Origin of the sequence: [Clostridium] celerecrescens 18A (genome assembly GCF_002797975.1) — a bacterium.
GTDB classification, from domain to species: domain Bacteria; phylum Bacillota; class Clostridia; order Lachnospirales; family Lachnospiraceae; genus Lacrimispora; species Lacrimispora celerecrescens.
In genome coordinates, this window is the sequence record NZ_PGET01000001.1 from 3,842,334 (window position 1) to 3,855,241 (window position 12,908).

Annotated in this window: 12 protein-coding genes; all 12 read right to left on the reverse strand. The window is 46.9% G+C overall.

All coding sequences use genetic code 11. The annotated features are described in order from the left end of the window. Positions 1–54: 54 nt before the first annotated feature. The 12 genes from H171_RS17450 to H171_RS17505 all read right to left on the reverse strand — a co-directional run bounded on the left by H171_RS17450 (position 55) and on the right by H171_RS17505 (position 12,897). The gene (locus tag H171_RS17450) at positions 55–1,107 is read right to left on the reverse strand and encodes an SIS domain-containing protein (RefSeq protein ID WP_100306267.1); all 1,053 of its coding nucleotides are present in this window, start codon (positions 1,105–1,107) and stop codon (positions 55–57) included. A 41-nt stretch (positions 1,108–1,148) separates the two neighbouring features. Beyond that, a complete protein-coding gene (locus H171_RS17455) occupies positions 1,149–2,003 on the reverse strand; it encodes a class II fructose-bisphosphate aldolase (RefSeq protein WP_100306268.1) in 855 nt (284 codons plus the stop codon). 16 nt (positions 2,004–2,019) lie between these two features. Continuing rightward, positions 2,020–2,859, reverse strand: coding sequence for a carbohydrate ABC transporter permease (locus tag H171_RS17460; RefSeq protein WP_100306269.1), 840 nt, complete (start codon positions 2,857–2,859; stop codon positions 2,020–2,022). Positions 2,860–2,873: 14 nt separating this feature from the next. Continuing rightward, positions 2,874–3,797 (reverse strand): carbohydrate ABC transporter permease, encoded by a 924-nt coding sequence (locus tag H171_RS17465; protein WP_242976983.1) that lies wholly within the window; start codon positions 3,795–3,797, stop codon positions 2,874–2,876. Positions 3,798–3,814: 17 nt separating this feature from the next. Further along, positions 3,815–5,218, reverse strand: coding sequence for a sulfatase-like hydrolase/transferase (locus H171_RS17470; RefSeq protein WP_100306271.1), 1,404 nt, complete (start codon positions 5,216–5,218; stop codon positions 3,815–3,817). An 88-nt stretch (positions 5,219–5,306) separates the two neighbouring features. Beyond that, on the reverse strand, positions 5,307–6,665 hold the full coding sequence (locus tag H171_RS17475; RefSeq protein WP_100306272.1) for an ABC transporter substrate-binding protein: 1,359 nt from the start codon (positions 6,663–6,665) through the stop codon (positions 5,307–5,309). Between the two features lie 138 nt (positions 6,666–6,803). Further along, on the reverse strand, positions 6,804–7,814 hold the full coding sequence (locus H171_RS17480; protein WP_100306273.1) for a LacI family DNA-binding transcriptional regulator: 1,011 nt from the start codon (positions 7,812–7,814) through the stop codon (positions 6,804–6,806). Between the two features lie 84 nt (positions 7,815–7,898). Continuing rightward, entirely contained in the window at positions 7,899–9,245 is a 1,347-nt protein-coding gene (locus tag H171_RS17485) for an L-fucose/L-arabinose isomerase family protein (RefSeq protein ID WP_100306274.1), read from the reverse strand. Between the two features lie 121 nt (positions 9,246–9,366). Next, on the reverse strand, positions 9,367–10,083 hold the full coding sequence (locus tag H171_RS17490) for a sulfite exporter TauE/SafE family protein (protein ID WP_100306275.1): 717 nt from the start codon (positions 10,081–10,083) through the stop codon (positions 9,367–9,369). Positions 10,084–10,156: 73 nt separating this feature from the next. Next, positions 10,157–10,951, reverse strand: a complete 795-nt coding sequence (locus H171_RS17495) for a sulfite exporter TauE/SafE family protein (protein ID WP_100307568.1) — start codon at positions 10,949–10,951, stop codon at positions 10,157–10,159. Positions 10,952–10,977: 26 nt separating this feature from the next. After that, positions 10,978–12,123 carry an N-acetylglucosamine-6-phosphate deacetylase gene (nagA, locus tag H171_RS17500; protein WP_100306276.1) on the reverse strand — a complete coding sequence of 382 codons (1,146 nt, stop codon included), beginning with the start codon at positions 12,121–12,123 and terminating at the stop codon, positions 10,978–10,980. A gap of 90 nt (positions 12,124–12,213) precedes the next feature. Continuing rightward, the gene (locus H171_RS17505) at positions 12,214–12,897 is read right to left on the reverse strand and encodes a response regulator (protein ID WP_100306277.1); all 684 of its coding nucleotides are present in this window, start codon (positions 12,895–12,897) and stop codon (positions 12,214–12,216) included. Between the last annotated feature and the right edge of the window lie 11 nt (positions 12,898–12,908).

Below are 12,908 nucleotides of genomic sequence, written 5' to 3' on the forward strand. Positions count from 1 at the left end.
CAGCAGTGGGCAGCCCTTTTATGGATTTTTGTATCTCTCTGAAAATATCAAAAATCACTGTATCACAATCGCCTGGGACAAATGTCTTGGCTGGTCCGCGTCAATGCCCTTTTTCTCAGCAATGTAATAACCGATAAACTGTCCGATAAATCCTATTAACGCCGCATTCTGCATGTCATTGTACCCATAGGGCAGATCCAGGCAATAGTCCGCCTCTTTCATATCCACAGAAGCGGTATTTCCGATTGCCGCCGTTACCGCACCATATCCTTTCATCTGGGCCAAGAGTTTCCCATCCTCTTCTACGGTTTTCGAATGGCTCAAGAGTAGAACCAGGGTATTCTCATCTACCAGGCTCATGGGACCATGGCGGTACTCCAGGCTGTAATATGCCTCTGAATTCGAGATTCCCATTTCCTTTATCTTGTTCATGCACTCATTGGCAACCCCATAGTAAATGCCCTGCCCCAGTGTGATGAACAGGTTTAAATGTTCATTTTCACCGATGATTTTCTTTGCCAGGGCATCCATTTTCCCAAGGACATCCCTTGCGCGGTTCCCATAGTCTGCCATTGCAGCTATTTCCTCCTTCTTCCCTCCCACATACATGGCCATGATCACTGATAAATAAACCATGCTGGTAAAGGATCGGGTCATGATCACGCTGTCCTCGGCAGTATCCGGAGACAGGATCATATAATCATTATAGGCTGCGCTGTCCTTATCACAAGTGATAGCCAGGGTTTTTACCCCAGGAAAGCTTCTCACCTTGTCAATCGCCATACGGACCTCAGTGGTATAGCTTTTCCTGGTAATGGGAAGAACCAGAACCCTTCTGTTTTTCACAAATGCCTCCGGGAAGTAGTAAAGCTCGGAACAGCACATGGCCTTAGCCGGAAGGCAATTGTAAGCAGAAAAAGCATGGGCGGCGGCCTGAGCCAGATAAAAGCTGGTGCCGCAGCCGGTAAAGATCAGTTCATCAAATTCCTCTGCAAACGCCTGATCCAGGACTCTGTAAATATTCTCCAAAGACTTATTGACCGCCTCAAAGGACTCAGGCTGTTTATATACCTCGCTGTAAGTTAACTGGCTGTTTTTCTTTTCCATGTCAAGACTCCTCTCATACTGTTCTTTTATACTAAAGGGAATCAGGCTTTCCCTTCTGACCCTGCCAGGCGGATAATATCCTTAATATCCTCTGTCAGCCTGTTATTGGCATACTGGGACAGCTTCCAGGAATGCCCCTGATGATCCATATTCTTTAAACCTTCCTCATAGTGGTTTACGTATTGATAGCGGATTTCCGTGCCGAAATTAATTTTCGCCACTCCCAGCTTAATGGCCTCTCTGATGATATCTTCTTTCATTCCGGTGCAGCCATGTAGAACCAGGGGGATATCCGTATACTTTCTCACTGCTTCTAAAACCTCCAGATGGATGTCCGGCTCACCCTTATAATATCCGTGGGCATTACCGATACCGATGGCCAGGGAATCAGGCCGGCACAGCTCTAAAAATGTCTTTACTTCTTCAGGATTCACAATATTCTTATTTTCCATCACTTCACCCAGGTTATCAAGGCGCAAAAGCTCGCCGATTTCGGCCTCCACCGGCACTCCAAAGCACCTGGCTACCTTTAAAACCTCGTTGGTCATAGCTGCATTTTCCTTAACTGGCTTTTCCGAGCCGTCGATCATTAAGGAAGTAAAGCCCAGCTTCAGCGCCTCCATGCAGATATCAAAATCCCCGCCATGATCCAGATGAATGGATACCGGTACAGAAACCTTGTCCGCGCACCACTTGCAGACTTCTACAAACCAGTCGTGGCCGGAATAGGCCCCTGTGGATACGTAATGGGCAAGGATGACAGGAGACCTCATTTCCTCCGCCGCCCGGCAGGCAGCCCAGATGATATCATAATTTCCTCCCTGTGTATTGAGAGCCGGGATGGCATACCCTGACTTTGCTGCCTTCATTAAATTCTCTTTGTTTGTTACAAGCATGGTTTTTTCTCCTTTTTTATCCTTTTACTGCACCCGCTACCAGACCCTTGACCATATATTTCTGGAAGAAGAAAAATATCACCACCATTGGGATGGTACCCACAATGGATATGGTGTTGATCAGGGACCAGTCATAGGAAAGCTCGCCCAAATAGCGGAGTGCAACGCCTGCCGACAGAGTCCGTAAGGCATCTGTCTGGATCAGGGTTGATGCATGCAGATAATCATCCCAGGAAAGCAGGAATGCATAAATTCCCACTGCCAGCATTCCCGGCTTTACAAGAGGTACCACAACCTTAAAAAGCGTTCCGAATCTGCCCGCTCCATCCACTCTGGCCGCTTCCTCTAACTCCTTTGGAATCCCGTCATAGAAGCTGGACATGAGCATAATGGTGAACGGGAGCATACCTGCCGTAACCGCCAGGATCAGCCCTGGGTGCGTATTAATCAGTTTTACATCCCCAAGGATCTTATAAAGGGAAATCAAACGGCTGACCACAGGAAACATCTGTGCGGAAGTGAATGCAGCCACAATCCAATTATTCCATTTAAAATGGAACCGGGACAGCGCATAGCCGGAAATGACCGCCATAAAGGTGGTGATGAGCGCAGCGCTTCCCGCCACAATAAAGTTGTTTTTATAATAGGTAAAGAAATCATTATCAACGGTGAACAGATTGATGTAACTCTGAACCGTAGGGTTCCTGATCAGAAAGGTAGGCGGAAACTTGTATGCCTCCATATTGGTTTTAAAGGATGTGATCAGGACCCATAACAGAGGGAACAGTAAAAACAAAAGGATGAGGCCTAAAACCACATACTTCAGAATGGTGTTTAAGGTACGGTTTCGTTTCATATTCAGCCTCCTCCTTACATATCATCCGCTTGAAACATGCGGTTATAAACAAATACGACCACAATCATCAAAAGCATCCATACCGTAGTAACAGCTGCACCGGAGCCAAAATTATTGGATACAAAAGCTTCCCGGTAGCTTAAAATGGCCATGGTAGTTGTAGAGTTGTTTGGTCCGCCTCCTGTCATAGTCCAGAATAAAGGAAACTGCTTGAAGTTCTCAATAATGGACATGGAAACCGTGACCTTGATCACGCTCTTCATATAAGGCAGAACAATGTTAAAAAATCTTTGAACCCCATTAGCCCCGTCAATTTTTGCAGCCTCTAAAATGTCCTCAGGCACATTGGCAAGGCCCGCTAAAAGGAGCAGAGCCGCAAGAGGAATCTGTTTCCACAAAGCAGCTGTAGAAACGCCAAACATGGCCGTAGCCGGATTATTTAAAATGGCGAATTCCATCACCCTGCCTCCGGTCAATATACCCACGAAATATTTAACCAGACCATACTGAGGCTGGAACAGCCATAGCCATATAAGTCCTGAAATCAGGGTCGGCACCACCCAGGGGACCATCATAATGCTTCTTATAAACCGGGAAAACCTTATGTTGCTGTTTAGAATCAGGGCCAGGGCCATTCCCAGAATAAACTGTACAGTAACCACTCCGAACACAAATACCAGGGTATTTGTTATGGAAGGAAGCAGCTTTCCATTGGAAAAAAGCTTTATATAATTAGCAAAATCATTCCATATTCCCGGTTTACCCGAGATGATATTCTTTACCTTATAATCGAAAAAACTTCTGTATATGGAATCCGCCACCGGAATCAATATAAACGCTACGGTTGTAATAATTGCCGGAAGCAGCAATGCAAATGCGAATACCCGATCTCCTGTCTGAGCCTTAAAATACGACCTCTTAATTGCCTTCTCCTTCAAGGTTCTTTCCCCACTTTCTATTTATTCTCTCCGTAAACATTGATTCCAGGTCCCAATACTCCGGCCAAAAAGCTTTGTCCCCCGCCCATGACCGGCTCCCTTGAACCGTCAACTCTCGGATCAGCATACTGAAGGAACCAAAGCTCCATCTGTTTTTTCATCCGGCCGATCACTTCCTTATATCCTTCATCCTGAATCCTGTTGTATGTCTCTCCCGGATCCGGCTCTAAATCATAGAATTCATCAGGGCCGTATGGATACCGGTGGATCAGCTTATATCGCTTATCCCGAATCATCCGTGCAGGGCCGTATTCATCGAATACTACCACCGGATTCGCCTTTTCCCCTTCTGTCCCCATGAGGCTGGATAAAAAGCTTTTTCCCGGCAGATTATCCGCTTCCTCATTCTTAAGTCCTAAGTACTCCAGAAGAGTGGGCATGAAATCATAGCCGCTGCACATAGCATCGCAGACCCGGTTTTCCGGAATATGGTTTTTATGGCTTACGAGGAACGGGACTTTGACAGAAGAATCGTAAAAGTTCAGAGGAAATGTACCGTTTCCTTTTCCCCATATTCCGTGGTGGCCGCAGTTAAAGCCATTATCGCTGGAAAAGATGATCAGGGTATCTTCTGCCAGCCCTTCCTCTTCAAGCTTTATCATGATCCGTCCAACATTATGATCCATGGCGGTCACCGCTGCAAAATATCCTGTCAGGCATTCTCTGGAATTTTTATATCCATCTAACACCTCTGTCTTTGCCCATGGATGGGGAGGAGGCTGAGGGCAGCTTTCAAAGAGACAATCCTTATAAAGCTTCATGTATTCTTCCGGATGGCAGTTGACCCATGGGGAATGGGGAGCCGTATAGTGAACACTTAGATAAAAAGGATTTTCCCTGTTTTTTGTCTTGTCAATAAAGACCAGGGCCTCATCCGTAATCACATCTGTTATGTACCCTTTTTCATTTACAGGCTCTCCCTCCCGGAACATGGGAGCGTTATAATATGGTCCCCCGCCCTTTTGATGAGAGTACCAGTAAGAAAATCCCTTCTGAGACTTCCTACCGTCCCCTAAATGCCATTTCCCGCTTAATCCGCAGGTATATCCGTTTTCCGCCAGAATATCCGTATACCCCCGGTAATCTCTCAGATATTCAATAGCTTCCTGTCCGCAGCCTCCGTTGCCGCCGCTTAAATAATCATGGATGCCGTGCTGGGACGGGATCCTTCCTGTCAGGAGAGAAGCCCTGGCAGGAGAACAGACCGGGGACGTACAGAAAAAGTTCTGAAAGCGGACACCGCTTTGTGCCAGACGATCTAAATTGGGAGTCCTGATCTCGTGATTTCCATAACAGCCCAGGGACCAGATTCCCTGGTCATCTGTTAAAATAAATACAATATTAGGTTTCTTTCCTGCCATCTTCTCTCCTTTTCGTTGATCGGATATTCGCAATCGGATATTCGTAATCCGCTTCGTTACTTGATGAGGTTAAATCTCTGTCTGCACCTTATGGAAGCAGGGGCTGCACCGTACTCTGGAAATTCTTAAGAGCAGTGTCCACGTCTTCCCCTCCAACCGTTACCGCCTGAGCCAATGCACAAAGCTCTAAATTAAACTCAGATAAGGACGGGAACATCAGCACCGGCTCCGCCTTCTCCACGGAATTTCCTGCGCCGTTTAAAATCGGACTGTTTTTTACGGCTTCCATGTCCTTCATATCATCTTTTGCTGGAAGGGCTGGGGCAATATTTGCAATGTAATCATTTAAAACCTCCGGTGTAACTACATACTGGATAAAGTTTTTTACCGCCTCCACGCGCTCCGGTCCATTGTCAACCGCAACAAAGCAATGAGACTGGAGAGTGGAAGCCCCATCCCCGTTTCCGCCCTTTAAGGGCTCTGCTGCTGCTGCAAAGTTTACCACATCCGGGTTGATGGATTTGGCTCCGTTAAAGCCCCAAGAATTGTCATAATACATAGCAAGCTGCCCCAGGGCAAATAAATTTCTTAAGTCCTTTGGCTTGGCATTCTGTGGATTATAGCCCTTTTCATCAAGAAGCTTTAACATAGTAAGAGAATCCTTTAAGCCTTCATTTTCCACATTCAGCTTCCCGTCTTCGTCTAATACATACCCTCCAAAGTTTGCAGCAAAGGCCTGAATAGAAGACCCGATCACAATAACCGATGCAGTGGGCTGACCGAATGCATACACCTTATTTCCGTCATCCGTAGTAAGCCCTGACAGCTTTTCCGCCATGGAAAGCATTTCTTCATAAGTCTTTGGAGGCTTGTTCGGATCAAGTCCTGCCTTTTCAAACAGGTTCTTGTTGTAGAACAAAAGGGAAGGAGATACGTAAAGCGGCGCTCCGTAAACTTCTCCGTCAACCTTATGGGCCTCCAGAATATTGGGATAGTAATCCTTTAAAAAATCTTCATCCAGGACATCCTTCATAGGAGCTGCAAGGCCAGCATCTACTAAGGCAGGAAGCCAGATCATCTCGCTGAAAACACAGTCCACCCGGTCTCCGCCTCCTGCCATGTTGATGACCTGGTTTAAGATTTCCCCGTATGGAGCGGTGACCCATTCAATCGTTACATTGGGATACTTGGCCTCAAAGCCTTCCTTCGTGCTTTTCCAAAACTCATCATACCCCTTTTCCAGTACCGCATAATTGGCAATCTTTAAGGTAATAGGTTCCGTGCTTCCTGAATCCTGGGCTTTCGCCTCTGTCTCTGTCTTTGCCTCCGCCTCTGTCTTCGGCTCCCCTCCGGTCGTACCCGTCCCAGTCTTTCCCCCACCGGAACAGCCGGTTGTGAGTGCCATAAGACCTGCAAGTGCCAGCGCTGCTAATCTTCTTTTTTTCATAAAATACCCTCTCTTTCTTTAAGATTCCGTTTGTTTTATTAAAACCAGATTTTTCAGGACGATATAATCCCCTTATCCTTATACACTCGTGTGTATATCATCCGGAAAAACCTGTGTTTTTCCTCCTGAATAAAACCATTATGTGCTTTCTCTTACAATCAGCTTTGTTTCAAATTTTGCGTTCTCCGGATGCCTTCCGCCGATCATCTGGACCATCATATCAATGGCTGTCCTGCTTATAGCCTCCCGCTGCATTTCCAGGGTCGTAAGCCTGGGATAGCAAAACATGCTGATGCTGGAATTGTCAAACCCTACCACGCCCATATCCTGAGGTATTCGCTTCCCCCAGCCGGCAGCTGCGTACATGGCGATGCAGGCCACCATATCATTCCGCCCCACGATTCCGTCTGTTTCCTTATGATCCTTTAAATATTTAACAACTTCCTCTGCCAGTTCCTCTTCCGAATGACAGCCTGCAATGACCGTATCTTCACCGGCATAAAGCCCGTTCTCTCTCATCTCGTCAAGGTATCCGCTAAGACGCAGGTCCGTAGGTCCGCTTACATTTCCCTTTTTGCTGATGCGGTCAATGTATATGATATGCTTCCTACCACTGCCGACCAGATGGCTGACCGCCGTCCTGGCTCCAGGATACAGGCCGGAAGCGAGGGTCGCCACATTCTCAGGAAGCACACCATGGGTTCTGTGTTCAAACAGCAGAACTGGTATTCCCGCCTTGCCAAAGGACTCCACATATTCCATGGGAAAACTGATGGAGCTGATGATAATGCCGTCATACTGCCGGCTGATCACCTGGGAAACAAACTCCGGCGTATTCCGGTTGGCGCACAGAGAAATCAGGAATCCGGCCTCATAGGCGTATTTATCCATCTCACTGACGATCCGGCTGAAATATTCGTTGGTGATCTGATCCGCAATAAAGAGAAGCTGGTTGCTGCGCTTTCCCTTCAAAGCCCGTGCAACATTATTAGGCCTGTAATGAAGGGCTGCAATGGCCTCCTCCACCCTCTGCCTCTTTTCCTTTGCCACATAGCGATTGTTATTGACTACATAGGATACGATAGTTTCGCTGACCCCTGCAGCCTTCGCCACATCATACCTTGTCACCCGTTCGCCATTCTGACTCATAATCCTGTCTCCTCACCATAAACTCGTATGTATATTTTTTATTATACCCGTCTGGTCCAAATGGTGTCAACGGTTATTTCCAGGCTACATCTCAATAACCGGAATCCCAAGCAGCCCGCATACCTGCTTCATAGCTTCTGCCGCATCCTCCCATACGATGCTGTAGTGGTGAGGAATTCCCTCTGCTATGATCCCTTCTATCACTTCCCTCACAGGGCGTATAACTCTTACGTTAGCCATGGCTCCCTTTGTATACCGGTCCATGGGCAGTGCTTCTCCTCTCATAAGGAACAGCTTGTAGCCTCCGTCTAAGTTGCAGAATCTTGCAATGGTCACTTTCCCAGGTTTTAAAGCCCCATAAAAAGCGGTGCCCTGGCCGGCAAGAGGATGGTTTCTCAGCTGAACCTGATAATCCTTATTGCACAAGGATGGAGCAGGATTTCCGCAGTGCCAGAAAGTGATCACGTTTTCCTTTTCATCAATGTTGATTAAGTCTGTAATAAAGCTTGGTTTCCCCGTAAGATAGTATTCCGTCATCTGGGCCAGCTCTGCATCCACATCCCCTTCACAGCCGATGTTAATTCCTTCATCAGCCAGGCGTCCGAGGACTGCGCAGGGCGTTGTATGAAGATTTCCCATTTCAGGCCAGCATTTGATCGTGGCAAAATCATACTTCTGCTCTCTCATAACCTCTTTTAGAGCCAGATAAAGTCTGGAATGGTTCTCCAAATGTCCATCAGGAAGCTGCGTCGTGTCATATTCAGAGGACATCTTTTCCATGTCAGCCTTCCATTCATCCCCGGAAAGCTCTGCCATCCGGTCAAATACCACCTTTAAATCAGTTTCTTCGATCTTTACACCAAAGGTCCTGCGGATCAGGCTTTCATCAAAGCTGCAGTTGTAAAAAGCTGTGGGACGGTAACCAAAAAGTCCTAAGTTGGTATGCCGTAAGGCCTTGACCACGCCATAGGCCAGAGTCAGGTTTTTCACCCTTTCTAACGTCCTTTCATCCTCCAGGCTTCCGTAAACGGTATGATAGGCTGCCCCAAGCTTTCTGATGGCAGCCGCATTCATTGTCATGGAACAAAGTGCATTGGAATAAAGCCTGTCATCCTTTTCAAAAGGTATTTCATAGGGCGCCCATAAGATCAGAGGCACTCTTACCATCTCCGCCAGATAAGAAGCCACGTCATCTCCTGTAAATGCGCCATAGACCAGAACGATCACATCTACAGCCTGTTCCTTAAATTCTCTTGTCACCTGTTCTACCGCCTCACGGCTGCTGCCCAGAATGGAAGCCCTCACGATCCGGGCCATCGGCAGATGATCAGCCATCCAGTCCCCATATTCCCGGTTTCTCTGTTCCGGAACCTCCTTGGGCCACCTGCCGGAATAGGTAGTAACAAACCCAATATTTAGTTTTGTTTTCATCATTTCCCTCCAATACGTAAAAATATTGCACAATATTGTTCAATATCAACTCGTGTGTATAATACGTATGTACCATATTTTATTTACTTTGTCAATATCCCCCTATTCTTTTTTTAAATTTCTACAGCAGTGCAACGATTCCGGCGATTGCCATGAGTCCATACACGCACATGCTCATAGTCTTTCGGTCAATCCGCGCCACCAGCTTGCTGCCCCAGGCACTTCCTGCCAATATCGCTATAATCCCAATAGCCATATAGGGAACCAGATCCTCGGTCAGGAATCCGTTGGAAATCCTGGCGATGATGTTAAAAACCACAGTAATGGAAAAAAATGCATTTATTGTGCCCAGATACTCCTCTTTCGAATCCAGGACAGCCAGATAATAAAGGCTCATAGGCGGACCGCTGATCCCAAAAAAACCGCCGCATATGCCGGCCGTCAGCCCGCAGGCTGCCCCTATTAACAGCGACGGCTTTACTCTGGCTTTCCCCGAAAAAAAGAAAAAGTAAACAGCCAGCCCTATGAGAAACAGGCCAAAAATCCCTTTTCGCTTACCGGCATCAAAATAGGCGGACCAGTGAATGACTATGGTACTGGCCGCCAGATAGATCCCCGCTGGAAGGAGAATCGGCTTTATCCTTACCGACTTCCGGTACCGCCAGAACATAGAAAAGGACAGGATCATGGTAATCACATCACTTAAAGCCGGGGCCGCATTCATGGACAGGATAAGGGGAAGAAAGATCATGATGATGATCGCACCTCCAAAGCCTGTTACCGCCTGGACGAGTCCTCCTAGAAGAGCTGAAAAAGCCACAACCAATATTCCTATCATCAAAGCCTCCTTTCCTGATTCCGTGCAACAAAAAGAGCTGAAGCGAACCGTATCCGCAAGCAGCCCTGACGGTTTACATAAATTGATAAATATTATATATATTAATTCCAATAATGACTACCATCAAAAACAGGAACAGCTTGTCCACTACCTTCTCATCAATCCTTTTATTAATCACCCGGCCGCTCATTCCGCCTAAGATCCCTCCTATCACCATGAGGACCAAAAGCCAGACGGAAAATTCCGGGACCGTTCCTGTCACCAGGGAATTCAAAAGTCCTGTGATCTGGGAAAACAGGATGATGTAAAGGGAATTCTGGGCGGCTGCCTTCGTATCCATGGAAAAGAAGAAAAACAGCACCACCAGATTGATGGGCCCACCTCCGATTCCTAAAAATGAAGAAAGGATCCCAAGCACCAGTCCGATCGGCACACAAATAACCGGATTTGTCACATGATGAGTATGGATTTTGTCCTTTTTAATCGTATAGATCAGCGTTCCCAGAGTGATCACCAGAAGACAGGCCGCCTGAACAGCTCCAACCATATCCTTATCTGCAAACAGGGAAGAGACTGCCTGGAACATGGACTTTCCCACAACTCCTCCAATGGCCGCCCCTATGGCAAGAGGCGTACCGGTCTTCATATCCACCAGGGACTCTCCGCTCATTTTCCCTTTGATTACAGAATAACAGGTCATTGCAAGCACAGTGCAGCCTGACAGAAAGCTTATAGCAGATACGCTTAAAACCCCAAATGCATCCAATGTAGGCTTAATGATAACGCCTCCGCCAATTCCGCAGATGGCGCCTGCAATGGATGCGCCAAAACTGATCAATAGAAACAATCCATACAAATAACCGCTCATTTTATCAAAATCCTTCCTCGCCGGTATTAGCGGCATTCTCTTCCTTGTACATATGTCTTAAGAACATTGCATGCTTCATCAAGTACCACCAGGTTCGCTTTTTTTCCCACCTCAATGGAACCCATCCTGTCATAAACACCGATCAGCTTTGCCGGATTTTCTGTAAGAAGCCGTAGTACTTCCGCAAGAGGCTTTCCCGTAAATTCCAGAAGATTCTTTAATGCGGCTCCCATGGTCAAAGTGCTTCCTGCCCGGCTTCCTCCGCAAGCCAGTCTGGCATCTCCGTTCTCCACAATAACATCATTTACTCCCAGCTTATAATTCCCATCCGGAAGCCCTGCTGCCATAATGGAATCCGTCACAACCACCACCTGGTCCAGTCCCTTGGTCTTGATGATCAGCCGGACCGTTCCAGGATGGAGATGACGTCCGTCACAGATGATTTCACAAAATACCTTGTCAGACTCAAGCACAGCACCCCAGATTGCTGGAAAATGCTGGTGCAGAAGCTTCATGGCATTTCCCGTGTGGGTGGCGCCTCTGGCGCCCGCCTCAATGGCCGCACACGCGGTTTCGTAATCAGCTCCGGAATGGCCGATAGCCACCTGGATTCCAAGCTTCTTTAATTCCGGGATCATGGGAATACTGCCCTCAAGTTCAGGTGACAATGTGATATATTTGACATCACCCTCTGCCGCTTTCTGATATTCCTTAATGAGTTCCAAATCCCCTTCCCGAAGCAGGTGCTCCGGCATGGCTCCTTTATATTCCGGTGACAGAAAAGGGCCTTCCAAATGGATTCCTAAAAGTTCCGCTCCCTGATGCTCTCTGGTTTTCCATTTTTTATATTCTTCTATGCACCAAAGGGTCTGCTCCTTTGTATCCGTAAGCACTGACCCCAGCCAGGCCGTCGTCCCCTGGGCGGCAAAAAAGCGGCAGATTGTTTCATAATCCTCCGCTGTCGCCTTGTTCACATCGACCCCTGCGGCTCCATGGGTATGTATATCGATAAATCCCGGAACCACCAGCTTTCCTTCCATATCATAAACAACGGCTTCATCCCCGTTGTGAACTCCTGTTATCTCCCGTATTACTCCATCCTCTGCCAGCAAGTCTCCCAAAACAAAGGCGTTATTAACATAAAACCGCCCGTTTCTGAATAATGTTTTCATAAAAATTCCCCTTTCTCATTCTTCAGACCGCCGCTTTTTCTTACGATATGCTTTTATCATATCATAATTCGACCAAAAACTCCAATTTATTTAACCAAACGTTTGCTCCTCAAATAAATGGGACAAATTTAATTCCCTGATAATGGAGACGATCTCCTTTGACCTGCTGCAACCAAATTTTCTTAAAAGGCTTTTTATCTGGGTCTTGACGGTTATGACTTCCACACAGCGGATTCCCGCAATTTCCTTTATTTTCCTGTCCTCTAAAAGAAGCTTCACCAGCTCCCGCTCCGCGGCAGTCAGCTGGGAAACATTATTAATAAAGTATAACAGGCTCCGCTCCGAACGCTGCAGCCTTTTGTATTCGTTCATAATGGTATTCTGTATTCTTGCTTCCATCACCGGCTTTCCCATGTGGGCATTTTTAACATGTTCGATCAGATTTTCTATTGCTCCGCCTTTTACAACATAATCCACAGCCCCGGTCCCCATAGCAGTAATGATGATGTCCTCGGTCTCGTGAACGGTCAGATAGATGATCTTCTGGTCATGCTTTATATCCCTTATGTGCTCGGCGGCCAGAATCCCGGCATTTCTGGATTCCATCTCAATGTCCATCAGGATCACATCTGCATCCATTTTAAGGGCCATTTCCACGATATCCTTTCCTGTGGAGGCGCAGCCAATTACCTTTATCTCTTCATCCCTTTCCAGCTGCTTTTTTAAATCATCACAAAGTATGGTAAAATCCTCTGCAATCAGCACCTTTATCATCTTATTCCCCT

Coding starts and splice junctions, on each gene's coding strand:
- H171_RS17450 (WP_100306267.1), bottom strand. CDS start 1,107: ATGGAAAAGAAAAACAGCCAGTTAACTTACAGCGAGGTATATAAACAG.
- H171_RS17455 (WP_100306268.1), bottom strand. CDS start 2,003: ATGCTTGTAACAAACAAAGAGAATTTAATGAAGGCAGCAAAGTCAGGG.
- H171_RS17460 (WP_100306269.1), bottom strand. CDS start 2,859: ATGAAACGAAACCGTACCTTAAACACCATTCTGAAGTATGTGGTTTTA.
- H171_RS17470 (WP_100306271.1), bottom strand. CDS start 5,218: ATGGCAGGAAAGAAACCTAATATTGTATTTATTTTAACAGATGACCAG.
- H171_RS17475 (WP_100306272.1), bottom strand. CDS start 6,665: ATGAAAAAAAGAAGATTAGCAGCGCTGGCACTTGCAGGTCTTATGGCA.
- H171_RS17480 (WP_100306273.1), bottom strand. CDS start 7,814: ATGAGTCAGAATGGCGAACGGGTGACAAGGTATGATGTGGCGAAGGCT.
- H171_RS17485 (WP_100306274.1), bottom strand. CDS start 9,245: ATGAAAACAAAACTAAATATTGGGTTTGTTACTACCTATTCCGGCAGG.
- H171_RS17490 (WP_100306275.1), bottom strand. CDS start 10,083: ATGATAGGAATATTGGTTGTGGCTTTTTCAGCTCTTCTAGGAGGACTC.
- H171_RS17495 (WP_100307568.1), bottom strand. CDS start 10,951: ATGAGCGGTTATTTGTATGGATTGTTTCTATTGATCAGTTTTGGCGCA.
- nagA (WP_100306276.1), bottom strand. CDS start 12,123: ATGAAAACATTATTCAGAAACGGGCGGTTTTATGTTAATAACGCCTTT.
- H171_RS17505 (WP_100306277.1), bottom strand. CDS start 12,897: ATGATAAAGGTGCTGATTGCAGAGGATTTTACCATACTTTGTGATGAT.